Genomic DNA, 25,316 nt, shown 5'->3' on the forward strand with positions numbered 1-25,316 from the left:
GCCGGTTTTTCAGCCAAATTGCCAGCACTGCCGGCAAATCAAATAAACTCTATCCAATCTTGATTGAATTGGATATCGAACAGATCTTTCGCCCATGACAAAACCTGCCTATAAGCGCATCCTGCTGAAACTTTCCGGTGAAGCCCTGATGGGCGACGACCCCTATGGCATTAATCGGGCAACCATCGAGCGTATGGTCGCGGATGTGGCGGGGGTGGCGGCGCTGGGGGTTGAACTGGCTCTGGTCATCGGCGGCGGCAATATTTTTCGCGGTGTCGCGCCGGGCGCGCAGAATATGGACCGCGCCACCGCCGATTACATGGGCATGCTGGCGACCGTGATGAATTCTCTGGCGCTGGCCGATGCAATGCGTCAGGTCGGCCTTACCGCGCGTGTGATGTCGGCAATCGGCATCGAACAGGTGGTCGAGCCGTATGTGCGGCCGAAGGCGCTGCAGTACCTGGAAGAAGGCAAGGTCGTGATTTTTGCCGCCGGCACCGGCAACCCGTTTTTTACGACCGATACCGCGGCGGCCTTGCGCGGGGCGGAAATTGGCGCTGAAATCGTCTTGAAAGCGACCAAGGTCGATGGCGTCTATACCGCCGATCCGAAAAAAGATCCGACCGCGACCCGGCATTCGTCGATCACCTTTGACGAAGCGATTGCCAAGCATCTGCAGGTAATGGACGCGACCGCATTCGCGTTGTGCCGCGACCAGAAACTGCCGATCAAGGTGTTCTCGATCGTCAAGCCGGGCGCCTTGATGCGTGTGATCTTGGGCGAAGATGAAGGCACCCTGGTGCACGTATGAATTTCGTGTATTACTCGTTGCAGAAGAGGAGAGCAGCATGAGCATCGCTGAAATCAGAAAGAATACCGAGCAAAGAATGCAGAAGTCGCTGGAGACGCTGAAGGCCGATTTGGCCAAGGTGCGTACCGGCCGTGCGCATGCCGGAATTCTGGACCATATCCAGGTTGATTATTACGGCAACCCGACGCAACTGACGCAAATCGCCAACGTTACGCTGATCGATGCCCGTACCATTGGCGTGCAGCCGTGGGAAAAGAAAATGATTGCCGTGGTGGAAAAAGCGATCCGGGAATCCGATCTTGGCCTGAATCCGGCCACGCATGGCGACTTGATTCGCGTCCCGACCCCGCCCCTGACAGAGGAGCGCCGCAAGGAAATGGTCAAGTTGGTCAAAAACGAAGGGGAAGACGCAAAGATTGCGGTGCGCAACATCCGGCGCGATGCCAACGAAGGGCTGAAGAAACTGGTCAAGGATAAGGCCTGTTCCGAGGACGAGGAACGGCGCGCGCAGGAAGAAATTCAGAAACTCACCGACAAGTTCGTGATTGAGATCGACAAGCTGCTTGCCGAAAAGGAAAAAGATGTATTGACGGTTTGACGGCCGCTGCCGCATCTTCCGCGGCGATCGCAAACGCCCTTATCTTTTTTCCAAACCATGACTTATTCCAGTTCGACCGAGGCGATTCCCGATGTGGCGACAGTCCCGCGCCATATCGCCATTATCATGGACGGCAATGGTCGCTGGGCGACCAAGCGGTTTCTGCCGCGCGTGGCCGGACATGCGAAAGGCGTGGAGGCGGTGCGCTGCGTGACCGAGGCCTGCGTCGAGCGCGGGGTCGAGTACCTGACCCTGTTTGCCTTCAGTTCCGAGAACTGGCGCCGTCCAGCCGAGGAGGTGTCGCTGTTGATGCATCTGTTCGTGACGGCTCTGGAACGCGAAGTCGCGAAAATGCACGCAAACAGCATTCGCCTGAAGGTTGTAGGCGATCTCAGCCGCTTTGATGCCAGGCTGCGGCAGTTGATCGTGAACGCCGAACGTCGTACCGCCAACAATACGCGCCTGACCGTCACGATTTGCGCGAACTATGGCGGTCGCTGGGATATCATGCAGGCGGTTCGTAAAATGATTGCGGAGTGTCCCGCCGATTCCGAATTTGACGAGAGCCAACTGGCCTTACGGCTGGCGATGGCTTACGCGCCGGAGCCCGACCTGTTCATTCGTACTGGCGGCGAGGAACGGATTTCCAATTTCCTGCTATGGCAATTGGCTTATACCGAATTGTATTTCGTCGACACCTGGTGGCCGGATTTCGACGCCGCCGCGCTGGATCTTGCCATCAGTTCCTATCAACAACGCGAACGGCGTTTTGGTCGCACCAGCCAACAGGTAACGGAACAAAAGAAGGCGCCCCAATGCTCAAAACTCGGGTAATTACGGCGCTGGTTCTGTTGGGGATATTATTCCCTGTTCTGTATTTCAACTCCTTTCCTGCTCTGATCACGGTCGCTGCGGTTTTTTTTGCCGCCGCCGCTTGGGAAGGTGCACGACTGTTCGGCCAGGCTCGACCGGTACTAATCGCCGCGATCTGGAGCGTGGTATTCGTCGCGCTGGTATATCAGGGGGTGTTTGCCGAGGCGACGCTGCTCTTCAGCCTGTGCGTCGCGATATGGGCGGTGCGGTTGGCGCCGATGCTGAAAATCGGCTTGCCGGCCATGGAAAATGTCGGCAATCGCCTGTTGGCGGGTGTGTACGGGATCACGATACTCGGTTGTTTTGTCGCGGTGGTTGCCTTGTTCCTCCATTCGCCGGTGTACTTGCTGTCGGTGATGGCGATTGTCTGGATCGCCGATATCGGGGCGTATTTCGCCGGCCGCGCCTTTGGCAAACGCAAGTTGGCGCCATCAATTTCCCCTGGGAAAACATGGGAAGGAGCAATTGGCGGCTGGCTGGCGGTGCTCGCCGTGTCGGCTATCGTGATCGGCGCCTGGCCGGCAGCCGATACTTTTGTGGTTCGTCTGCAGCAAGCCTGGGGCTGGCTGGGCGTGACGGCCGTGCTGACCTTGATCGTCGCCGCCAGCATTGTCGGCGACCTGTTTGAATCGCAACTGAAGCGCCGGGCCGGGATGAAGGACAGCAGCGCACTGTTGCCGGGGCATGGCGGCGTACTGGACCGGATCGACTCGCTGATACCGGTCTTGCCGCTGGCGGTATTGTCCGGCGCCTGGTTGTAGCATCTCGAATCGAAAATACCATGCAGCAGATTACGATCTTAGGGTCCACCGGCTCAATTGGCGCTTCTACGCTGGATGTGCTGGCGCGGCATCCTGAGCGCTATCGGGTGTATGCGCTGACGGCGCAAACCAGCATGGAACGGCTGGCACAGCAGTGCCTGCAGTTTCGGCCGCAGGTAGCGGTGGCCGGGTCGGCGCAAGCAGCGCAGATCCTGTCGCGACTGCTGGCCGGCAAGGGCCTTCAGATTGAGATCGAATTCGGTGAAGCTGCCTTGTGTGCCGTCGCGGCGGCCGCCCACTGTGACACAGTGATGGCTGCCATCGTTGGCGCGGCGGGACTAGCACCGGCGATGGCGGCTGCTCGCGCCGGCAAAAAAATTCTGCTGGCCAACAAGGAAGCGCTGGTCATGTCGGGCCAGTTGTTCATGGATGCAGTCGCAGCCAGTGGCGCCACCCTGCTGCCAATCGACAGCGAACACAATGCGGTCTATCAATGCTTGCCGCCAGGATATCGGCGCATGGGCGTGCCGGTCGGAGTCGCCAAAATCCTGTTGACCGCGTCCGGCGGGCCATTCCTGACGCGCCGGGTTGAGACGCTGGAGGCGGTCACGCCGGAAGAAGCGGTGGCACATCCGAACTGGGTCATGGGGCGCAAGATTTCGGTCGATTCGGCTACCATGATGAACAAGGGACTGGAGGTCATCGAGGCGCACTGGCTGTTCGGCGCACCGGCGGAACAAATCGAGGTGGTGATTCATCCGCAGAGCGTGATCCACTCGATGGTGTCGTATGTGGATGGCTCGGTACTGGCGCAACTGGGCAACCCGGATATGCGCACGCCGATCGCGCACGCGCTGGCTTGGCCGGAACGGATCGAATCTGGGGTCAGGCCGCTCGACTTGGCGGCTATCGGGCAACTGGATTTCCGCGCGCCGGACCTCATTCGCTTCCCCTGCCTGAAGCTTGCGTATGATGCACTGAAGGCGGGCGGCAGCGCGCCGGCGATCCTGAACGCCGCCAACGAAGTAGCGGTCCAGGCGTTTCTGGAGCGGCGGATCGGATTCCGCAAGATCGACCAGTTGATTGCCCGGGTCATGGACAAGCTGGCACAGGTGCCGGCGACTGCCATGGAGGTGCTGCTCGAGCAGGATCGAAAGGCGCGTACCATGACCCATTCTTTCATCACGGCTTGAGTAGCATGTCATGAGTTTGTTGCAGACCATTCTTGCCTTCATCGTCGCGCTCGGAATCCTGGTGACGATACACGAGCTGGGGCACTACCTGGTCGCACGTCTGTGCGGCGTCAAGGTGCTGCGCTTCTCGGTCGGCATGGGCAAGGTCGTTTTTTCGCGCCGCTTTGGGCGCGACCAGACCGAATGGGCGATTTCGATGCTGCCGCTGGGTGGCTACGTCAAGATGCTGGATGCCCGCGAAACCGATCTGAAGGATTTGTCGGCGCAGGACCTGCAGCGCGAGTTTACCCGGCAGTCGGTATGGCGTCGGATTGCCATCGTGGCGGCCGGCCCGTTGGCCAATTTTCTTCTGGCCATCGCGCTGTTCGCCGGCTTGTACGTGCATGGCATTCCGGAGCCTCTGCCGAAACTGCGCGCGGTACCGGAAAATACTGCCGCCTACCAGGCCGGCCTTCGCGGCGGCGAATTGGTTACTGCGGTCAACGGCGAGCAGATCCGGATCTGGTCCGATCTGCGCTGGAAACTGGTGCAACTGGCGCTCGAAAAAAAACCGGTTGAGCTCGAGGTGGAGCGTCCGCTGGCCAACTCCGCCACGCGGATGGCTTCGGGCTTTGTGTCGCTGTCGCTGGCCGGATTAACGCCGCGGGATCTGGAAGGCGATTTCCTGACCCGGCTCGGGATTGAACTGGCGCGGCCGCCGGCCACCATCGGCAAGGTGCTGCCGGACGGCCCGGCATCGCGAGCCGGATTGCAGCAGGGCGATCTGATCCGGAGCGTGGACGGGGTGCCACTGGCTGATGGGCTGGCATTCGTCGATCTGGTGCGCGCTTCGCCCGGCAAATTGCTGAGCTTGCACGGGATGCGCGGGCAGCAGCCGTTCGATCTGCAAGTTACGCCGGAAGCCCAGATTGGCAGCAACGGCCAGAACTTCGGTCGCATCAAGGTCGAAGTAGCGCTGGCGCCGGAGATGATCGTCGCCAGCGACGCGCCGCTGACGGCGTTGTGGCGTGCCGGCCTGCGCACTTGGGACACCAGCGTATTGACCTTGAAGATGCTGGGAAAAATGGTGGTAGGACAGCTTTCATGGAAAAACATTACCGGCCCGATCACGATTGCCGATTACGCCGGGCAGACCGCGCGTACCGGCATGATCAGCTACATCAGTTTCATCGCCTTCATCAGCATCAGTCTGGGCGTGATGAATTTGCTCCCCATCCCGGTGCTGGATGGAGGGCTTTTGCTGTATTATTCGCTGGAAGTCCTGACCGGCAGGCCCGTTTCCGAACGATTTGGAGAAATCGCGCAACGTGCGGGTATCGGTGTTTTGATGACACTGATGGCGGTAGCGGTCTTCAATGACATTATCCGGCTTATATCCTGATACTTGCCTGTACTGTCGCAGCGTGATCACGCCGACAGGCACTCTGACAATAAACAATAGCTAATGAAATTAAATTCCGCTTGCTTTTCCCTGCCGGCCTTTTCTCGGCATGCATTCGCCGTAGCCGCTTTTGTGCTGTGTTCCGGACAGGCGTTGGCGATCGAGCCCTTTGTGGTGAAAGACATTCGCGTCGAAGGCATTCAGCGGACCGAAGCGGGCACCGTCTTCAGCTATTTGCCGGTTCGGGTGGGCGATACCTTCAATGACGAGAAAGCGGCAGCGGCCATCAAGTCGTTGTACGCCACCGGTTTTTTCAAGGATGTGCGAATTGAAGCCGAAGGCAGTGTGCTGGTGGTCCAGGTGGAAGAGCGTCCGGCGATTGCCGGCGTCGAATTCAGCGGTACCAAGGAATTCGACAAGGAGCAGTTGACCAAGGCGCTGAAGGATATCGGCCTGGGCGAATCGCGCATCTACGACAAGGCCTTGCTGGATCGCGCCGAACAGGAGCTGAAGCGCCAGTATCTGTCGCGCGGGCTGTACGGCGTCCAGATCACCACCACAGTCACCCCGATCGAGCGTAATCGCGTGACCATCAATTTCGCGGTGAATGAAGGCGATGTCTCGCGTATTCGCCAGATCAATATCGTCGGCAACAAGGCTTTTACCGACAAGCAGTTGCGCTCGGAAATGAAGTTGACCACACCCGGCTGGTTTACCTGGTATTCCAAGGCTGACCAGTACTCCAAGCAAAAGCTGAGCGGCGATATCGAAACGCTGAAGTCGTTTTACCTGAATCGAGGCTACCTGGAAATGCAGGTCGATTCCACCCAGGTATCGATCACCCCGGATAAAAAAGATATCTACATCACGCTGAATATCAACGAGGGGCAGAAATACACCGTGTCCGGCGTCAAGCTGGAAGGCGAGATGCTGGGGCGCGAAGAGGAACTCAAATCGCTGGTGGAGCTGAAAAACGGCGACGTTTATTCGGGCCAGAAGCTGACCGACAGCATCAAGAAAATTTCGGAGCGAATGGGCAACTTCGGCTACGCCTTTGCCAACGTCAATGCCAATCCCGAAATCAATCGAGAGAAAAATGAGGTCGCCTTCACCATTTTCGTCGACCCCGGCAAGCGGGTGTACGTGCGACGCATCAACATGGCCGGCAACACCAAGACTCGCGATGAAGTGATTCGACGCGAGTTTCGCCAATTCGAGGACTCCTGGTACGACGGGGCGAAAATCAAGACTTCGCGCGACCGCGTCGATCGCCTTGGTTATTTCAAGGATGTCACGATCGAGACGCCAGAAGTCCCCGGTACCGTCGATCAGGTCGATGTGAACATGACGGTGGAGGAAAAACCGACTGGCAATATTTTGCTGGGCGCCGGATTTTCCAGCGCCGACAAGCTGAGCGTGACCGGCTCGATTCAGCAGGAGAACGCATTCGGTAGCGGTAATACCATTGGCCTGGACGTGAATACCAGCAAACGCTATCGCACCATCTCGCTGTCCCAGACCAATCCATACTTCACCGATGACGGCGTCAGCCGCAGTTTCGAAGTGTTTTTGCGTACGGTGCGTCCGCCCGAGTATTACACCAGCGACTATAAGGTGCAGACCCTGGGCGGCAACGTCAAATTTGGTGTGCCGTTTTCCGAAGTGGACAGGGTTTTCTTCGGCATCGGCGTCGAACGTACGACGGTGCAGACCTATCCGCTGAACGGTGTCGTTGGCGGCAACAGCCCCGCCGTATATCAGAAATATGTCACAGACTTCGGCGGCCCGGGTGCGGATAGCGCAACTACCACCGCCTATCCGCTGACCGCTGCATGGCAGCGCGACAGCCGCGATAGTGCACTGGTGCCGACCGTCGGCCGCTACCAGCGCGCCAACTTCGAACTGTCGACGATCGGCTCGCTGCGCTATTACCGGGGCATCTATCAGCATCAGTACTTCCAGCCGTTGTTTGGCAGCAGCACTCTGGCCTTGAACGGTGAGTTCGACTATGGGCGTGGGATTGGCGGCAAGCCGTATCCGATCTTCAAAAATTTCTATGCTGGCGGCATCGGCTCGGTACGTGGCTACGAAAGCTCGTCGCTCGGCAATAATCGTGATGCCGTGACCAAGGATGCACTGGGCGGCTCGGCGCGCTTGATTGCCAACGTCGAGTTGCAGTTGCCGTTCCCGGGCTCAGGCTCGGACCGCAGCCTGCGCTGGTTTACGTTCTTCGATGCCGGCAACGTGTTCGCCGAAGGAGAGAAAATCCAGGTGTCCGATCTGCGTTATTCTGCTGGTTTCGGCATTAGCTGGATTTCCCCGATCGGCCCCTTGAAACTGAGTTACGGGATTCCGCTGAACGCGAAAACGGACGACAGGAAGCAGCAATTCCAGTTCCAGCTTGGAACCGGCTTCTAGTCGCTACGCGTGCCTTTTACTTGATTGTGGAGAATGACTCTGATGTATTTGCCTAAATTATCCATTTTGCTGAAATCTGTCGCCGTGTGTGCGGCGTCGATGGTTTTCATTGCCAATGCGCAGGCGCAGGAAATGAAGATCGGTTTTGTCAGCACCGAACGCATCTTCCGCGAAGCCAATCCGGCCAAGACGGCCAATACCAAGATCGAACAGGAGTTCTCCCGCCGCGACAAGGAATTGCAGGACCTGGGATTGCGTTTGAAAGGGCTGTCCGAGAAACTGGACAAGGATGCTCCGGTGCTCTCCGATTCGGAGCGTGCCAAGCGGCAGCGCGAGGTGGCCGACCTGGACAAGGAATTCCAGCGCAAGCAGCGCGAGTTCCGTGAAGACCTGAATCAGCGCAAGAACGAAGAATTGGCGATTGTGCTGGAGCGTACCAACAAGGTGATCAAACAAATTGCTGAAGCGGAAAAATACGATATCGTGTTTCAGGAAGCGGTCTACATCAGCCCGCGCATCGACATCACCGATAAAGTGCTGAAGGCGCTCAACAAGTAATTCCCGGATTTCGATTCCCGATGCCCGAATCCGCCGGCATCCGGGCCGGGGTTTGGTACGGTGCTGCATGACTGAAGAAACCATGATGAGCACTCGGCTGCAGGAGCTGGTCGACCACCTGGGTGGGCAATTGGTGGGAGACCCGAATATCCTCGTATCCGGCATTGCGCCGCTGGAGCATGCAAACGCCGCGCATATCACCTTCCTGAGCAATCCCAAGCTGCGCGCGCAGGCGGCGCAAACCCGCGCCGCCGCGCTGATCCTGAGCCCGACGGACGAAGCGATTCTGGGTTCCGGGTGGCACGGTGCGCGGATTGTAACCAACAATCCCTATGCCTATTTTGCGCGAGTGGCGCAATGGTTCGCCGCGCGCAGTGCGCGGGTGTCGGTTCCTGGAATCCACCCCAGCGCTAGTGTCGATTCCAGCGCCCGCATCGCTGTCACTGCCTGCATCGGGCCGCAGGCGACGATCGAGGCTGGGGTGCAAATCGACGAGCATGCGGTGATCGACGCCGGCTGTTTCGTCGGTCACGGTGCCAGGATCGGTGCTCACACCCACCTATTCGCACACGTCAGCCTGCATGCCGGCTGCAGCATTGGTCAGCGCGGCATCGTGCATTCGGGGGCGGTGATCGGGGCGGACGGCTTTGGCTTCGCCAACGACAATGGCGCCTGGATCAAGATTCCGCAAACCGGCGCGGTGCGGATCGGTGATGACGTTGAGATCGGCGCCAATACCACGATCGACCGCGGTGCCCTGGAAGACACCATCATCGAGGATGGCGTCAAGCTGGACAATCAGATCCAGATCGGTCACAACTGCCATATCGGCGCCCATACCGCGATGGCCGGGTGTGTCGGTGTTGCCGGCAGCGCAGTGATCGGCAAACATTGCACCTTTGGCGGCGCAGCGATGGTGCTTGGCCATTTGACGATAGCGGACAACGTCCATGTTTCGTCCGGCAGCATGGTGTCGCGTTCGATTCATGAGCCCGGCCTGTACACCGGGTTCTACCCGCTGGCGAAAAATCGCGAGTGGGAAAAATCGGCTGCCGTGGTGCGCAACCTGGCAACGATGCGTGAGAAAATCCGGGAGCTGGAGAAAACACTCAAATCGCTTACAGAAAAGAATAATGAATAGTCTCGACATTACCCAAATCAAGGAATATCTGCCGCATCGTTATCCGCTCTTGCTGGTCGATCGGGTGGTCGATTGGGAATCCGGCAAAAGCATCACCGCACTGAAAAACGTTACCGCCAACGAGCAGTTCTTCAACGGTCATTTCCCGCACAAGCCGGTCATGCCGGGAGTGCTGATGGTGGAAGCGCTGGCACAAGCGGCGGCGCTGCTGTCTTTCCTGACGATGAATCTGAAGCCGGGCGACAACAACGTCGTCTATTTCGTCGGCATCGATGGTGTCCGTTTCAAGCGTCCGGTGGAGCCTGGCGACCAGTTGATGCTGCAGGTGGAAATTCTGCGCACCTCGCGCGGCATCTGGAAATACAAGGCGCAGGGTACGGTTGACGGACAGCTTGCGGTGGAAGCCGAATTGATGTGCACGATGCGTACGGTAGCCGACGCGAGCCAGCCCGCGGAGCAGTGATGGCACGCATTCACCCGACCGCGATCGTCGATCCGGGCGCGGTGCTGGACGCTACCGTCGAGATCGGCCCGTATGCGGTGATCGGCCCGCATGTGACGCTCGGCGCCGGCACCAGGGTCGGCCCGCACGCGATGATCGAGGGCCATACCACCGTCGGCCGCGATAATACGTTTTTCCAGTTCTGCTCGATCGGCGCCGCGCCGCAGGATAAAAAATACGGCGGCGAGCCTACCCGGCTCGAAATCGGCGATCGCAACACGATCCGCGAATTCGTCACGATCAACCGCGGCACGGTGCAGGATGCCGGCGTCACGCGCTTGGGCGACGATAACTGGATCATGGCCTACGTGCACATCGCGCACGACTGCCAGTTGGCCAGCAATATCACGATGTCGAACAATGCGACGCTGGGCGGCCACGTGGTGATTGGCGACTGGGCGGTACTGGGCGGCTTCACCACCGTCCATCAGTTCTGCCATATCGGCGCCTATGCGATGACGGCGTTCACCGCTGCGGTCAGCCAGGATGTGCCGCCGTTCGTCACCGCGGCGGGAAATCGGGCGGCGCCGGCCGGTATCAACAGCATCGGCTTGCAGCGGCGCGGCTTTTCCAGCGAGCAGATTGCCGCCATCAAGCGGGGTTATCGCTTGCTGTACCGGACCAACCTGCCGTTGGAAGAGGCGAAGCAGGCGCTGCTGGCGGAAGAGCAGAAATCGCCCGGCGCCGCCCAGTATTTGCGCCAGCTGCGCGAATTCGTCGAGTCCTCTCCCCGTGGCATCATCCGCTGACAAGTTGGCCGGGCCCGCAATTGCCCTGGTCGCCGGCGAAACCTCGGGCGATCTACTGGCCGCGCGCCTGCTGTCCGGCTTGCGCGCGCAACTGCCCGAGGCCCACATGCACGGCATCGGCGGCGCGCGCATGGCGGAATACGGTTTCGTGTCCGACTGGCCGATGGAAAAGCTGGCGGTGCGCGGCCTGTTCGAAGTGCTGGCGCACTACCGCGGCATCAAGCACATCCAGAACGCCTTGCGCGATCAACTGCTGGCGGAGAAGCCGGCGGTATTCATCGGTGTCGACGCGCCCGACTTCAACCTGGGCCTGGAAATGCAATTGAAGCGGGCCGGAATTCCGACCGTGCATTTCATCAGCCCCTCGGTCTGGGCCTGGCGCGGCGGCCGCATCGATAAAATCAAGCGCGCGGTATCGCACATGCTGGTGATTTTCCCGTTCGAGGAAACTTTATATCGGGACGTCGGCATCCCGGTGACGTACGTCGGCCATCCGCTGGCCGAGGTGATTCCCATGACCCCCGACGTGGCGGCGGCGCGCAAGACGCTCGGACTGCCTGCCGCCGGGCCGGTGGTTGCCCTGCTGCCGGGCAGCCGTATGTCCGAGATCAAGTACAACAGCGTCGCCTTTGTCGCGGCGGCGGCGATCCTGGCCCAGCGCGAGCCTTCGCTGCGTTTCGTCGTGCCGATGGCGGGGCTGGCCCAGCGCCGCTATTTCAGCGAGCTGGTGGCGCAGGCGGGATTGCAGCAGGTGCCGATTGAGCTGGTCGACGGGCAGTCGCATGCAGCGATGGCCGCCGCCGATGCGGTGCTGGTGGCGTCCGGGACCGCCACGCTGGAAGTCGCGCTGTTCAAGAAGCCGATGGTGATCGCCTACAAGATGATGGGCGCGTCCTGGCATGTGCTGCGCCACATGAGTTATCTGCCCTGGATTGGCTTGCCGAATATCCTGGCGCGCGAATTCGTCGTGCCGGAATTGCTGCAGCAGCAGGCGACGCCATTGGCGCTGGCCGATGCCATCGGCTACCAGTTGCATGACGCCGGCAACCGCAGCCGCCTGTTGCAGCGCTTTACCGACATGCATTACGCCTTGCTGCGCAATACCGCGAGCGAAAGCGCGCGTGCGGTGCTGGACGTGATGGGCGCGGCCAGGTCAATGCCTTGATCTCGCAGTGCAATTTGAGTGCGGGTATATCGTGAAGATCATTATTTTATATGCGAATTTTGCCGGTTGTATAGGGAGTATGTGTAGACTTCAACTTCCGTTTGGCATCATCCAGCAGGCTGAATGCCTGGTCGGTGCGCGCGCGTGAGACAGGCTGAACTGATATCGGCTGCATTTGACAATTCCGGTCAGATTGTCTGCGGCGTCGATGAGGCAGGGCGCGGGCCGCTGGCCGGCCCGGTGTTTGCGGCGGCGGTGATACTCGATCCGGCGCATCCAATCGCCGGCTTGCGCGACTCCAAGAAGCTGAGCGAGGCGCGGCGCGATCAACTCGCGCTGGAAATCCGGGCAGGCGCGCTGGCATGGTCGATCGCATCCTGTTCCGAGCAGGAAATCGATACGCTCAACATCCTGCAAGCCACCATGCTGGCCATGCGGCGCGCGGTGGAAGGGCTGGCGCATATACCTGATCTGGCCCTGATCGACGGCAATCGCTGTCCACCGCTGAAGATCCGGGCCCAGGCGATCGTCAAAGGCGACGCCACGGTGCCGGCGATTTCGGCCGCTTCGATCCTGGCCAAGACGGCACGCGACACCGCGCTGTATCTGCTGCACCAGCAATATCCGGAATACGGATTCGATCAGCACAAGGGCTACGGAACCGCCTTGCACCTGGAACGCCTGCGCCGGTTTGGCGCTTCGCCGGCGCATCGCAAGTCTTATGCGCCGGTGCGGGCGGTGCTCGACACAGCACCGGCCGCGGCCGAAGCGGCGGCCATGACGAATCCGTCGGCGAGGCTGGTATGAAGCGGATTACCTCGCGCGATAACCCGCTGTACAAGGAACTGAAGCAACTGGCGACCAGTTCGCAGGCGCGCCGCAAATCGGGTCGTGCGCTGCTGGATGGCATCCATCTGGCGCAGGCCTATCTGCAGCATGTCGGCCTGCCGCTGCTGTGCGTGGTCGGCGATAGCGCGCAAGGCAATCCCGAGGTGGCCGCCTTGATGGCGAAGTGCGCCGCCGGTGACCGTTGCGTGATCCTGCCCGACGCGCTGTACCACACCTTGAGCCAGGTGGAGCATGGAACCGGCCCGCTGCTGCTGGTGGAGGCGCCGCAACCGCAAGCGCCGGCCGCATTGACGCAATCGGCGGTGCTGCTTGACCAGTTGCAGGACCCGGGCAACCTCGGTTCGATCCTGCGCAGTGCGGCCGCCGCCGGTATCCGACAAATCTACTGTTCGCCCGGCACTGTATTCGCCTGGTCGCCGAAGGTCCTGCGGGCTGGAATGGGGGCGCATTTCCTGCTCGAGATTTTCGAGAATCAAGACCTGGCCGCGCTGGCGCGGGCGGCACGCATCCCCTTGCTGGCAACCAGTTCGCATGCGTGGCAAACCTTGTACGAGACCGATCTGAAGCGTCCGGTAGCCTGGCTGTTCGGCCATGAAGGGCAGGGCGTGCGGCCCGAATTGCTGGCGCTCGCCAGCCTCCAGGTGACGATACCGCAGTCCGCAGGCATCGAGTCGTTGAATGTCGCGGCGGCGGCGGCGGTCTGTTTTTTCGAACAGCGCCGGCAGTCCCATCAGTGAATGGGCATACGCCCCCTGGTGTTATTGGCTCCGGCTTTGCCGGCGCCGGCTTCGGGCCGCCATTCGCCTCTGATTCTTCCGGCTGTTTTCCCTGCGCGCTCCAGGGAATCCTCCTCGCCGATGGCCATCAATTCTTCGTAAAAAAGTGTGATTTATTTCTGAAACGCCGCTTGGCAACGGTGGTATATTTGGAACCCGCCGAATTCAATACCATGGAATCGGCAATTTATCGGACCAGCGCAAGACACAATCGAGCGTGGAGGAGACCGGATGGACCATACCCAAGCACTGCATCTGCACGTGCCGGAGCCGACAGGGCGTCCTGGCCGTGAGACTGATTTCTCATATCTTCATTTATCCCCCGCCGGCGAATTGGGGCGGCCGCCGATAGACGTGGCTCCGTCCGACACGGCATCGCTTGCCACCGGCCTGGTGCGCGTGCTGGACGATCAGGGACAGGCAATCGGCCCCTGGCGGCTGGATATCGATCCTGCACTGTTGCGCCGCGGACTGCGCGTCATGCTGAAGACCCGCATTTTCGACGCCCGCATGGTGATCGCGCAGCGCCAGAAAAAGATGTCGTTCTACATCCAGAGCCTGGGCGAAGAAGCCATCGGCACCGCGCATGCACTGGCTCTTGGCGAGGGCGATATGTGCTTTCCCTCGTATCGCCAGCAAAGCCTGCTGATGGCGCGCGACGCGCCACTGGTCGACATGATCTGCCAGTTGCTCTCGAATGAACGCGACCCACTGAAGGGGCGGCAGTTGCCGATCATGTACTCGATGCGCAAGCTCGGGTTCTTTTCGATCTCCGGCAACCTGGCGACGCAGTTCATCCAGGCGGTCGGCTGGGCCATGGCATCGGCCATCAAGGGCGACACCCGGATCGCTTCCGGCTGGATCGGGGATGGCGCCACGGCCGAGGCCGATTTCCACAACGCGCTTACCTTCGCCCACGTGTATCGCGCGCCGGTGATCCTGAACGTGGTCAACAACCAGTGGGCGATCTCCACCTTTCAGGCGATTGCCGGCGGCGAGAGCACCACTTTTGCCGGCCGTGGCGTCGGCTGCGGGATCGCCTCGCTGCGGGTTGACGGCAACGATTTCCTGGCTGCTTATGCCGCTTCGCAGTGGGCGATCGAGCGCGCGCGGGGCAATTTTGGGCCGACGCTGATCGAGTGGGTGACCTACCGCGGCGGCCCGCATTCAACCTCGGATGATCCCTCAAAGTACCGGCCAGCAGACGATTGGTCGCGCTTTCCGCTGGGCGACCCGATCGCACGCCTGAAGCAGCATTTGATTTCCTTGGGCGCATGGTCCGAGGAAGAGCATGCGCAGATGCAACAGGAACTGGAAGCCGAGATCGTGGCCGCGCAGAAGGAGGCGGAGCGTTACGGCACGCTGGCGGACGGCCGCATTCCAAGCGCGGCGGCGATGTTCGAGGACGTCTACAAGGATATGCCGGAGCATTTGCGCCGGCAGCGCCAACAGCTCGGAGTGTGACGATGAATGCAGAAGCTGGAACCAAAATGATGGCAACCGCCAGCACAGGGCCGAGCGTACCGATGACCATGATCCAAGCGTTGCGCTCGGCGATGGATGTGATGCTGGAGCGCGACAGAAATGTGGTCGTGTACGGCCAGGACGTCGGCTATTTCGGCGGCGTGTTCCGCTGTACCGAAGGCTTGCAGGCCAAGCATGGCAGAACGCGCGTGTTCGACGCGCCAATCTCGGAAGGCGGCATCGTCGGCGTGGCGGTGGGCATGGGCGCCTACGGCCTGCGCCCGGTGGTGGAAATCCAGTTTGCCGATTATTTCTATCCGGCATCCGACCAGATCATTTCCGAGGCGGCGCGCTTGCGCTACCGCTCGGCCGGGGACTTCACCGCGCCGTTGACCATCCGCATGCCTTGCGGCGGTGGCATTTACGGCGGACAGACCCATAGCCAGAGCCCGGAGGCGATTTTCACCCATGTGTGCGGCTTGCGCACCGTGATGCCATCCAATCCGTACGACGCCAAAGGTTTGCTGATCGCTTCGATCGAGTGCGACGATCCGGTGATTTTCCTGGAACCCAAGCGCCTCTATAACGGCCCGTTCGACGGTCACCATGAAAAGCCGGTGGTGCCCTGGTCGAAACACCCGCTGGGCGAAGTGCCGGAGGGGTATTACACGGTGCCGCTGGAATCGGCCGCCGTGTTCCGGCCTGGCAGCGAGCTGACCGTGCTGACCTACGGCACGATGGTGTTCGTCTCTGAAGCGGCGGCGCAGGAAACCGGCATCGACGCCGAAATCATCGACCTGCGCAGTATCTGGCCGCTCGACCTGGCGGCGATCGTCGCTTCCGTCAAGAAAACCGGCCGTTGCGTGGTGGTGCACGAAGCCACGCGTACCAGCGGCTTTGGCGCCGAACTGATCGCGCTGGTGCAGGAGCATTGTTTCTACCATCTCGAAGCGCCGATCGAGCGCGTGACCGGCTGGGACACCCCTTACCCGCACGCCCAGGAATGGGCTTATTTTGCCGGGCCGGCGCGCGTAGGCGCGGCGTTCAAGCGGGCGATGGAGGCTTGAGATGGGTGTTCATGTAATTCGCATGCCGGATATCGGCGAGGGTATTGCCGAGGTGGAGCTGGTAACGTGGCACGTCAAGCCGGGCGACAGCGTTCTGGAGGACCAGTTGCTGGCCGATGTGATGACCGACAAGGCAACGGTTGAAATTCCGTCGCCGGTGGCTGGCAAGGTACTGGCGCTCGGCGGAACGATCGGCCAGGTGATGGCGGTCGGCTCGGAATTGATCCGCATCGAGGTCGAAGGCGCGGGCAATCTCGGCGCCGCAGCTTCTGCTGCTGCTAGCGCCGAGGCGCCGGCCGCGCCCGCCGTGTTGGCGGCCGCGCCCGCGCCAGCGCCGGTTGCCGCGGTATCGCGACCTGCGCCGGAGAGCGTAGCGTCCGTGGCGGCGGCAGCATGGGCGCCGCGGCAAGCCGGCGACAAGCCGCTGGCCTCGCCCGCGGTGCGCCAACGGGCGTGGGATCTCGGCATCGAATTGCGCTATGTGGCCGGCAGCGGCGCGGCGGGGCAGATTACTCACGCGGATCTTGATGCCTATGTGGCCGGGGCTGGCGACCAGGGCGCATCGCGCACGCATGCGGCGGGGTACGCGGAACGGCAGGATCAGGTGGCGCTGCCGGTAATCGGTCTGCGCCGCAAGATCGCGCAGAAAATGCAGGAATCGAAGCGCCGTATTCCGCATTTCACTTATGTCGAAGAAATTGACATGAGCGAGTTGGAGGCGCTGCGCGTGCGCTTGAACGAGACGCGCGGCGCCGCTCGCGGCCGGCTCACCGTGCTGCCATTCCTGATGCGGGCGGTGGTGCTGGCCTTGCGCGAATTCCCGCAGATCAATGCGCGCTTTGACGACGATGCCGGTATCGTCACCCGTTACGGTGCGGTGCATATGGGCATTGCCACCCAGACCGAAGCCGGCCTGATGGTGCCGGTAGTGCGTCATGCCGAGGCGCGTGATCTCTGGTCCAGCGCGGCGGAAATCGCGCGCCTGGCGGAAGCCGCGCGCAACGGCCAGGCGACGCGTGACGAGCTCTCCGGCTCGACCATCACCATCACCAGCCTCGGGGCATTGGGAGGCATCGTGTCGACGCCGGTAATCAACCATCCGGAAGTCGCCATCCTTGGCGTCAACCGCATGGTGCTGCGCCCGGTGATTCGGGACGGAGCCGTGGTGGCCAGGCAGATGATGAACCTGTCTTCCTCGTTCGACCACCGGGTGGTGGACGGCATGCATGCCGCACAGTTCGTGCAGGCGCTGCGCGGCTTGCTGGAATGCCCCTCGACGCTGTTTCTGGATTAATCGATGAACACTCAAACAACCACGCTGCTGGTGATCGGCGGCGGTCCGGGCGGCTATGTCGCGGCAATCCGCGCCGCGCAATTGGGCATTGCCACCACGCTGATTGAAGGCGCCCAGCTTGGCGGTACTTGCCTGAACATCGGCTGCATCCCATCGAAGGCGCTGATCCACGCCGCCGAGGCGTTCGAGCGGGTCGGCCACTATGCCGGCGATTCGCCGCTCGGCATCCGGGTACAGTCGCCGGCCATCGATCTGGCGCAGACGGTGCGCTGGAAAGACGGCATCGTGCGCAAACTGACGTCGGGTGTGGCCGCATTGCTGAAAAAAAGCGGTGTCCGGGTAATCAAGGGCTGGGCCCGCATCATCGACGGCAAGACGGTTGAGGTACTGCCCGGCGACGGAGAAGGGGAAGGCGCGCGCATCGCTTGCCAGCACCTGTTGCTGGCGTCCGGTTCGGAGCCGGTGGAGCTGCCGATGCTGCCCTTCGGTGGAGCGGTGATTTCGGCAACCGAAGCCTTGTCGCCGCCCTCGCTGCCGCAAAAACTGCTGGTGGTCGGCGGCGGTTATATCGGCCTCGAACTGGGGACCGCGTATTGCAAGCTGGGTGCCGAGGTCACGGTGGTCGAGGCGTTCGAGCGAATCTTGCCGTCCTATGACGAGGAACTGGTCAAGCCGGTGACGGCATCACTGCAGCGGCTGGGAGTGCAACTGCACCTGGGTTGCACGGTGCAGGGCAAGGGGGCGCAGGAAGACGCGCTGCGTGTACGCAATGCGCAGGGCGAAGAATTCGAATTGCGCGCGGATCGCATACTGGTGGCGGTCGGGCGCCGGCCGCGGACTCAAGGTTTCGGGCTGGAAGCGCTGATGCTCGACATGGATGGCCGTTCGGTCAAGGTCGATCACCAGTGCCGCACCTCGATGCAGGGAGTCTGGGCGATCGGCGACCTCGCCGGCGAACCGATGCTGGCGCATCGGGCGATGGCGCAGGGGGAAGTGGTGGCCGAGATCATCGCTGGCCAGCGGCGGTATTTCGAGCCGACCGCAATCCCCGCGGTGTGTTTTACCGATCCGGAAATCGCGGTGGTTGGGCAAACACCACGGGCTGCGGTGCAGGCCGGGCTGGATTGCATCCACGCCGAATTTCCATTTGCCGCAAACGGCCGCGCGATGACGCTGGAGGCGGGCGAGGGATTCGTGCGCGTGGTGGCGCGGCGCGACAACCACCTGATTGTCGGCTGGCAAGCGGTCGGCCGCGGCGTGTCGGAGCTATGCACCGCTTTCTCGCATTCGATCGAAATGGGAGCGCGCCTGGAAGATGTTGCCGGTACCATTCATGCCCACCCGACACTGGGCGAAGCCGTGCAGGAAGCCGCGCTGCGCGGCTTGGGCCGGGCATTGCATCTTTGACGGCGGCCCGCGCGTCCGGCGCTTAGCACAAGGTGTATACCAATCCGGGGCTTAAATAACGCTCATTGGGGCGCATGGTGAGACGGTTTTCCCATGGGCAAACATGAGAAAACTCGTAATTTTTCCCGGCGATGCGGGCATGCTGATAAATTGGCTGCTCAGAATAGGTTCCGATGGGATCGGCGAGCAACTCGGCATGATCAAAATGCACCGGAATCGCTTGCGATCGTTGTCGGTCCGAGGGATCGGGGGCGAGATTCGATTCGACTCCATCCAGCTTGTCTTTCATGACCCAGAAAAGAAACGCCAATCCTCCCCATAAAACCAGTTCAATCAAAAAAATCTCCATGTTGCGCTCCCACCGCATTGCCTGCGATCAACTATCACCCGATATTGCTTTTCCAGCTCTGATTTAAACGCCGTCACCCGCCATCTCGCGATGTCGAATAGGCACAAAATATAAGAGCGTTTTTATAGCAGCAAGTTTCTGTGAGATGCGAGGAATGAGGCAGCATTGGTGTCGCCACCGGGCGACGCGGGAGCCTCGCTCAATAGGTTCGCCAGTCGAATTTCAACTCCTGCAGGATCGTGGTCGCAATCTCCTCGATTGACTTGGCGGTGGATGACATCCAGCGGATGCCTTCGCGCCGCATCATCCGTTCCGCTTCGTTGACTTCATAGCGGCAATTTTCCAGTGCTGCATATTTGCTGCCGGGGCGTCGCTCGTTGCGCACTTCCGACAGCCGGTCGGGGGCAATCGACAGGCCAAAAATTTTGTGCTTGTAGGGCACCAGATCGCTCGGTAGCTTGTTGCGCACGAAATCATCCGGAATCAGCGGATAGTTGGCCGCCTTGACGCCGAATTGCATCGCTAGATACAGGCTGGTCGGGGTTTTTCCCGAGCGCGAGACGCCGACCAGGATGACGTCGGCCGCCGCCAGGTTCAGGTTTGATTGGCCGTCGTCATGCGCCAGCGAAAAATTGATGGCTTCGATCCGGTTCTTGTATTCGTCCGAGTTGGCAATGTTGTGGCTACGGCCAATGGTGTGCGTCGATTTGATCCCGAGTTCCTGCTCCAGCGGCTCGACGAAAGTGTGGATCAGATCCATGTGCATCGCTTTTGACAGTCGCACAGCTGACGATAGCTCGGCCTTGACCATGGTTGAAAAGACGATTGGCAGCTTGCCGTCGTTCTCAAAGGCGGCATTGATGCGTTGCACCGCCTCATATACCTTGTCCATGGTGTCGATGAATGGCAGGCGCACGTGTTTGAAGCGCAATTCAAATTGGGTCAGCAGCGAATGGCCAAAGGTTTCGGCGGTGATGCCGGTGCCGTCGGAGATAAAAAAAACGGTGCGATCGGCGGGTGGCAGGGTGGGAGGAAGCATGTGGACTCGAAAAAATATAAAAAAACCAAGTCAAAAATCGACGGCGGACAAGGCAAAACGGGATGGCAGGTTGTAAAATGGCACGGAATATGTATCAGTCACTCCATCCGTAGCAAGAATAACAAAAACACAGGCCGAGCGAAGCGACCGTGAAGATTTCCCATCATCAAAATAGAGGTAGTCATGTCCAGCGCAGTATATGCAGGGCCGCAACGCGAGCCCAAACCGGAGGCCGCTTACGTCGTTTCGCTTGATCAGTTACGAATGACCGATGTCGATTCGGTCGGCGGCAAAAATGCGTCATTAGGTGAAATGATCAGCCAATTGGCTGAGAATGGCGTGCGCGTGCCCGGCGGTTTCGCCACCACCGCGCAAGCCTTTCGCGATTTCCTGGCGCATAGCGCCGCTGGCGGCCCGACGCTGGCCGAGCGTATCGCCGATCGACTGTCGGCGCTCGACATCGATGACGTGCGGGCGCTGGCCCAGGCTGGCGCGGATATTCGTCAATGGATCATCGATACCCCCTTCCAGCCGCGTCTTGCGCAGCAAATAAAGGATTCTTATCAAGAACTTGTGGCCGATTCTTCAAGTGAAATGTCGTTCGCGGTCCGTTCTTCCGCGACGGCCGAAGATTTGCCGGACGCGTCTTTTGCCGGTCAGCAGGAAACCTTCCTGAACGTGATCGGGATCGACAACGTGCTGGACGCGATGAAGCACGTGTTTGCCTCGCTCTACAACGACCGCGCGATTTCGTACCGTGTGCACAAGGGCTTCATCCATTCCGAAGTTGCCCTGTCGGCCGGGGTGCAGCGCATGGTGCGCTCCGACGTCGGCGCCGCCGGCGTCATGTTCACGCTGGATACCGAATCGGGCTTCCGCGACGTGGTCTTCATCACCTCCAGCTACGGCCTGGGCGAAACCGTGGTGCAGGGCGCGGTCAATCCGGACGAATTCTATGTCCACAAGCCGATGTTGGAGCAGGGCAAGGCGCCGATCATCCGGCGCAACATCGGCTCCAAGCTGATCAAGATGGAATTCACCAGCGAAGCCAAGGCCGGACGCTCGGTGAAAACGGTCGATGTGCCGATCGAGTTGCGCAACCGCTACTCGCTGACCGACGCCGATATCGTCGAGCTGGCGAAATACGCGGTCACGATCGAGAAACACTATGGCCGACCGATGGATATCGAGTGGGGCAAGGATGGCCGCGACGGCAAGCTGTATATCCTGCAGGCGCGGCCGGAAACCGTGAAGTCGCAGCAAAAGCACAGCGACGCCCAGCAGCGCTTCACCTTGAAGAGCAGCGGCACGGTGCTGGCGGCGGGCCGCGCGATCGGCCAGAAGATCGGCGCCGGCCCGGTGCGCGTGATCCGCGACCCGTCCGAAATGGAGCGGGTACAGCCAGGCGACGTACTGGTGGCCGACATGACCGACCCCAACTGGGAGCCGGTGATGAAGCGCGCCTCGGCGATCGTCACCAACCGTGGCGGCCGTACCTGCCACGCGGCAATCATCGCCCGCGAGCTGGGTGTCCCGGCGGTGGTCGGCTGCGGCAATGCCAGCGACGTGCTGAAGGATGGCACGCTGGTCACGGTGTCCTGTGCCGAAGGCGACGAGGGCAAGATCTATGACGGCTTGCTGGAAACCGAAGTCACCGAGATCCAGCGCGGCGCGATGCCGGAACTGCCGTTGAAGATCATGATGAACGTCGGCAATCCGCAACTGGCGTTCGATTTCCAGTCGATTCCGAATCATGGCGTCGGTCTGGCACGGCTGGAATTCATCATCAACAACAACATCGGCGTCCATCCGAAGGCGATTCTGGAATACCCGAACATCGACCCCGACCTGAAGAAGGCGGTGGAATCGGTCGCGCGCGGCCATGCCTCGCCGAAGGCGTTCTACGTGGACAAGCTGGCCGAAGGCATCGCCACGATTGCCGCCGCCTTCTGGCCGAAGCCGGTGATCGTGCGCCTGTCCGACTTCAAATCGAACGAATACAAGAAGCTGATCGGCGGTTCGCGCTACGAGCCGGACGAGGAAAACCCGATGCTCGGTTTCCGCGGCGCCGCGCGCTACCTGGCGGACGACTTTGCCGAGGCGTTCGAGATGGAATGCACCGCGATGAAACGGGTGCGCAACGACATGGGCCTGACCAACGTCGAGATCATGGTGCCGTTCGTGCGTACGCTGGGCCAGGCCGAGAAGGTGGTCAATCTGCTCGCCAAGAACGGGCTGAAACGCGGCGAGAACGGCTTGCGCCTGATCATGATGTGCGAAGTGCCGAGCAACGCCATCCTGGCCGAGCGCTTCCTCGAGTATTTCGACGGCTTCTCGATCGGCTCCAACGATCTGACCCAGTTGACGCTCGGCCTCGACCGCGATTCCGGCATGGCGCTCTTGGCGGCCGATTTCGACGAGCGCGATCCGGCTGTGCGAGCCTTGTTGTCGCAGGCAATCGCGGCCTGCCGCGCACAGGGCAAGTACATCGGCATCTGTGGCCAGGGGCCGTCGGATCATCCGGATTTTGCCGAATGGCTGATGCAGGAAGGGATCGCCTCGATATCGCTGAATCCGGACACCGTGGCCGATACCTGGCAAAAACTGGGAGCCGCGAAATAGGTCTGCCAAGTCCGGCCGCCGCGCCGTCGCGCCGCGGCCGGCGTGGCGCGGATCAGACAAAGCGGTTGACGGCAGCCGATTTTCGGCTAGACTAGCCCTCACTTGCCGAATACAAACAAAAACAGTTTCGTTGTTTGAACTTGAACCCTCGTCACCGCTGGTCGACGAGGGTTTTGTTTTTATGCAAGCGTTGTCGAAAGGGAGGAGTGTGCAATGGCGGACTGGATGATGTGGCTGGCCGCGGCGGGTGTCGTCGTGATCCTGGAGATATTCAGCGGTACCTTCTATTTGCTGATGATTGCCGTCGGCCTGGCCAGTGGCGCGCTGGCGGCCCTGGCGGGGCTGGACCCGCAGTGGCAACTGATTATTGCCGCCGCGGTCGGCATTGGCTCCACCTATGCGCTGCGACGCAGCAAATGGGGCCGACGGCACAGGCATGATGTGGCGCGCGACCCGAACGTGAACCTGGACATCGGCCAGAGCGTGCAGGTAAACGACTGGACGCTCGGACCGAACGGTCAGGCCAGCGCCCGCGCGCCATATCGTGGGGCCTTGTGGGATATCGAACTGGCGCCGGAGGGTGACGCTCGGCCGGGATCGTTTATCATCCGCGAGGTGCGCGGCAGCCGCCTGATCGTGTCGAACAATTAATCGAGCAATAACCAATACCAACCGGGAGCGACAACATGGATTTCAGTTTCGGCAACGTGTCTTTGATCATCTTCATCCTGGCGATCGTTTTTGTCGTCAAGACCATCAACGTGGTACCGCAGCAGCATGCATGGGTGGTCGAACGCCTGGGTAAATACCATGCGACCCTCGGCCCGGGCCTGAATATCGTGGTGCCGTTCATCGACCGCATTGCATACAAGCACGTACTGAAGGAAATTCCGCTGGATGTCCCGCCCCAGGTCTGCATTACCAAGGACAACACGCAGTTGCAGGTGGATGGCGTGCTGTATTTCCAGGTGACCGATCCAATGCGCGCTTCCTACGGTTCCTCCAATTACTTGGCGGCAATCACGCAGTTGGCGCAGACCACCTTGCGCTCGGTGATCGGCAAGATGGAGCTGGACAAGACCTTTGAAGAGCGCGACCACATCAATACCGAGATCGTCAACGCGATCGACGAATCGGCCGCCAACTGGGGTGTCAAGGTGTTGCGTTATGAAATCAAGGACCTGACGCCGCCGAAGGAAATCCTGCATGCGATGCAGGCCCAGATCACCGCCGAGCGCGAAAAGCGCGCCTTGATCGCCGCCTCCGAAGGGCGCAAGCAGGAACAGATCAACATCGCCACCGGCGAACGCGAAGCCTCGATCGCCAAATCCGAGGGCGAGAAGCAGGCCTCGATCAACCGTGCCCAGGGGCACGCCGCCGCCATCGTCGCCATCGCCAACGCGACCGCCGATGCACTGCGTCAGACGGCGGCGGCGATCCGCGAACCGGGTGGTGCCGATGCTGTCAACCTGAAGGTCGCCGAACAGTATGTCGGCGCCTTCGCCAACCTGGCGAAAACCGGCAATTCACTGATCGTGCCGGCCACCATGAGCGACATGGGCGGTTTGATCGCCAGCGCCTTGCAGGTGGTGAAGTCGCAGCAGAAGTGAGAATCGGCATATGAGTGGCGACGCCGGTTGTGGAGCGCCGAAAAACGCGTCCCGCAATCGCCAAGCCACGCTATTTGCGGGAGTATCGTTGAATAACCGCCATTTTTCGTGCGGAATATCGCGTCGGTGGTTGGAGTATATCGGGCACTTAAGCCGAATTTGAGGCCCTCGCGAAGGCGGCACCAAATGCCGCGGCTAGCGCCGGTGCGATTTCATGATGCTCTGTATTTCCCGCTGCGAATCGCGCTGTTTTTCAGTCTCGCGCTTGTCGTGCATTTTCTTGCCCTTGGCCAGGCCGATTTCGCATTTGACGCGGCCGCGCACGTAATGCAGGTTGAGCGGCACCAGTGTATAGCCGGCGCGCTCCACCTTGGCCCGGATGCGCTTGATCTCTTCCGCATGCAACAGCAGCTTGCGGGTGCGCAGCGCTTCCGGATGAACGTGGCTGGAAGCGCTGAGCAGGGCGCTAATGTGGGCGCCGAACAGGAACACTTCGTCATCGCGCACGATCACGTAGGCTTCCTTCAATTGCACGCGGCCGGCGCGGATCGCCTTGACTTCCCAGCCGTGCAGCACGACACCCGCTTCGTAGCGCTCCTCGATGAAGTAATCATGGAACGCTTTTCTATTTTCAACTATGGTCATCGGGTCGGCCGGGGCAACGGGTCGGGTAAAATTTCAACCCCGAG

The 25,316-nt window shown here is 60.7% G+C and carries 24 protein-coding genes; 21 read left to right on the forward strand and 3 right to left on the reverse strand.

Translation table 11 applies throughout. From position 1 onward, the window contains the following. The first annotated feature begins 94 nt into the window (after positions 1–94). The 18 genes from pyrH (at position 95) to lpdA (ending at position 19,007) form a co-directional block, all read left to right on the forward strand. Complete coding sequence (pyrH, locus tag ACK2VC_RS00145) at positions 95–811, forward strand: UMP kinase (RefSeq protein WP_486731586.1); 717 nt, start codon at positions 95–97, stop codon at positions 809–811. Positions 812–848: 37 nt separating this feature from the next. After that, the gene (gene frr / locus ACK2VC_RS00150) at positions 849–1,409 is read left to right on the forward strand and encodes a ribosome recycling factor (protein WP_486731587.1); all 561 of its coding nucleotides are present in this window, start codon (positions 849–851) and stop codon (positions 1,407–1,409) included. 57 nt (positions 1,410–1,466) lie between these two features. Then, the gene (uppS, locus tag ACK2VC_RS00155) at positions 1,467–2,243 is read left to right on the forward strand and encodes a polyprenyl diphosphate synthase (protein WP_486731588.1); all 777 of its coding nucleotides are present in this window, start codon (positions 1,467–1,469) and stop codon (positions 2,241–2,243) included. Continuing rightward, positions 2,225–3,043 carry a phosphatidate cytidylyltransferase gene (locus tag ACK2VC_RS00160; protein WP_486731589.1) on the forward strand — a complete coding sequence of 273 codons (819 nt, stop codon included), beginning with the start codon at positions 2,225–2,227 and terminating at the stop codon, positions 3,041–3,043. The genes uppS and ACK2VC_RS00160 overlap by 19 nt, the downstream gene beginning before the upstream one ends. Before the next feature lie 20 nt (positions 3,044–3,063). Further along, positions 3,064–4,236, forward strand: a complete 1,173-nt coding sequence (gene ispC / locus ACK2VC_RS00165) for a 1-deoxy-D-xylulose-5-phosphate reductoisomerase (RefSeq protein WP_486731590.1) — start codon at positions 3,064–3,066, stop codon at positions 4,234–4,236. A 10-nt stretch (positions 4,237–4,246) separates the two neighbouring features. After that, a complete protein-coding gene (gene rseP / locus ACK2VC_RS00170) occupies positions 4,247–5,617 on the forward strand; it encodes an RIP metalloprotease RseP (protein ID WP_486731591.1) in 1,371 nt (456 codons plus the stop codon). 63 nt (positions 5,618–5,680) lie between these two features. After that, a complete protein-coding gene (gene bamA / locus ACK2VC_RS00175) occupies positions 5,681–8,035 on the forward strand; it encodes an outer membrane protein assembly factor BamA (protein WP_486731592.1) in 2,355 nt (784 codons plus the stop codon). Between the two features lie 99 nt (positions 8,036–8,134). After that, complete coding sequence (locus ACK2VC_RS00180; protein WP_486731593.1) at positions 8,135–8,593, forward strand: OmpH/Skp family outer membrane protein; 459 nt, start codon at positions 8,135–8,137, stop codon at positions 8,591–8,593. 85 nt (positions 8,594–8,678) lie between these two features. Then, positions 8,679–9,734 carry a UDP-3-O-(3-hydroxymyristoyl)glucosamine N-acyltransferase gene (gene lpxD / locus ACK2VC_RS00185; protein ID WP_486733272.1) on the forward strand — a complete coding sequence of 352 codons (1,056 nt, stop codon included), beginning with the start codon at positions 8,679–8,681 and terminating at the stop codon, positions 9,732–9,734. Further along, positions 9,727–10,197: a 3-hydroxyacyl-ACP dehydratase FabZ gene (fabZ, locus tag ACK2VC_RS00190; RefSeq protein WP_486731594.1), complete on the forward strand. Its 471-nt coding sequence runs from the start codon at positions 9,727–9,729 to the stop codon at positions 10,195–10,197. Before lpxD ends, fabZ begins: the two co-directional genes overlap by 8 nt. Further along, on the forward strand, positions 10,197–10,985 hold the full coding sequence (gene lpxA, locus ACK2VC_RS00195; RefSeq protein ID WP_486731595.1) for an acyl-ACP--UDP-N-acetylglucosamine O-acyltransferase: 789 nt from the start codon (positions 10,197–10,199) through the stop codon (positions 10,983–10,985). Before fabZ ends, lpxA begins: the two co-directional genes overlap by 1 nt. Then, positions 10,969–12,150, forward strand: coding sequence for a lipid-A-disaccharide synthase (gene lpxB / locus ACK2VC_RS00200; protein WP_486731596.1), 1,182 nt, complete (start codon positions 10,969–10,971; stop codon positions 12,148–12,150). The genes lpxA and lpxB overlap by 17 nt, the downstream gene beginning before the upstream one ends. A 123-nt stretch (positions 12,151–12,273) precedes the next feature. After that, positions 12,274–12,957: a ribonuclease HII gene (rnhB, locus tag ACK2VC_RS00205; protein ID WP_486731597.1), complete on the forward strand. Its 684-nt coding sequence runs from the start codon at positions 12,274–12,276 to the stop codon at positions 12,955–12,957. Next, positions 12,954–13,736 (forward strand): TrmH family RNA methyltransferase, encoded by a 783-nt coding sequence (locus ACK2VC_RS00210; RefSeq protein ID WP_486731598.1) that lies wholly within the window; start codon positions 12,954–12,956, stop codon positions 13,734–13,736. Before rnhB ends, ACK2VC_RS00210 begins: the two co-directional genes overlap by 4 nt. A gap of 270 nt (positions 13,737–14,006) precedes the next feature. Next, the gene (locus tag ACK2VC_RS00215; protein WP_486731599.1) at positions 14,007–15,239 is read left to right on the forward strand and encodes a thiamine pyrophosphate-dependent enzyme; all 1,233 of its coding nucleotides are present in this window, start codon (positions 14,007–14,009) and stop codon (positions 15,237–15,239) included. A gap of 62 nt (positions 15,240–15,301) precedes the next feature. Then, positions 15,302–16,306, forward strand: a complete 1,005-nt coding sequence (locus ACK2VC_RS00220; RefSeq protein ID WP_486731600.1) for an alpha-ketoacid dehydrogenase subunit beta — start codon at positions 15,302–15,304, stop codon at positions 16,304–16,306. 1 nt (position 16,307) lies between these two features. Then, on the forward strand, positions 16,308–17,600 hold the full coding sequence (locus ACK2VC_RS00225) for a dihydrolipoamide acetyltransferase family protein (RefSeq protein ID WP_486731601.1): 1,293 nt from the start codon (positions 16,308–16,310) through the stop codon (positions 17,598–17,600). Positions 17,601–17,603: 3 nt separating this feature from the next. Next, positions 17,604–19,007, forward strand: coding sequence for a dihydrolipoyl dehydrogenase (gene lpdA / locus ACK2VC_RS00230; RefSeq protein ID WP_486731602.1), 1,404 nt, complete (start codon positions 17,604–17,606; stop codon positions 19,005–19,007). 22 nt (positions 19,008–19,029) lie between these two features. Here the strand turns inward: lpdA and ACK2VC_RS00235 are convergent, their stop codons facing one another. After that, complete coding sequence (locus ACK2VC_RS00235) at positions 19,030–19,356, reverse strand: hypothetical protein (RefSeq protein WP_486731603.1); 327 nt, start codon at positions 19,354–19,356, stop codon at positions 19,030–19,032. Positions 19,357–19,555: 199 nt separating this feature from the next. Then, entirely contained in the window at positions 19,556–20,395 is an 840-nt protein-coding gene (gene ppsR / locus ACK2VC_RS00240) for a posphoenolpyruvate synthetase regulatory kinase/phosphorylase PpsR (RefSeq protein ID WP_486731604.1), read from the reverse strand. Between the two features lie 264 nt (positions 20,396–20,659). Here ppsR and ppsA point away from each other — a divergent pair, with 264 nt between their 5' ends. The 3 genes from ppsA to ACK2VC_RS00255 all read left to right on the forward strand — a co-directional run bounded on the left by ppsA (position 20,660) and on the right by ACK2VC_RS00255 (position 24,627). Continuing rightward, complete coding sequence (gene ppsA / locus ACK2VC_RS00245) at positions 20,660–23,017, forward strand: phosphoenolpyruvate synthase (protein ID WP_486733273.1); 2,358 nt, start codon at positions 20,660–20,662, stop codon at positions 23,015–23,017. 213 nt (positions 23,018–23,230) lie between these two features. Beyond that, a complete protein-coding gene (locus tag ACK2VC_RS00250) occupies positions 23,231–23,668 on the forward strand; it encodes an NfeD family protein (protein WP_486731605.1) in 438 nt (145 codons plus the stop codon). A 35-nt stretch (positions 23,669–23,703) separates the two neighbouring features. After that, positions 23,704–24,627, forward strand: coding sequence for an SPFH domain-containing protein (locus tag ACK2VC_RS00255; protein ID WP_486731606.1), 924 nt, complete (start codon positions 23,704–23,706; stop codon positions 24,625–24,627). Positions 24,628–24,822: 195 nt separating this feature from the next. On the opposite strand, the gene smpB is transcribed toward ACK2VC_RS00255, so the two are convergent. After that, positions 24,823–25,272 (reverse strand): SsrA-binding protein SmpB, encoded by a 450-nt coding sequence (gene smpB, locus ACK2VC_RS00260; RefSeq protein ID WP_486731607.1) that lies wholly within the window; start codon positions 25,270–25,272, stop codon positions 24,823–24,825. Positions 25,273–25,316: the final 44 nt, after the last annotated feature.

It is taken from the genome of Herbaspirillum sp. WTB6 (genome assembly GCF_057457785.1).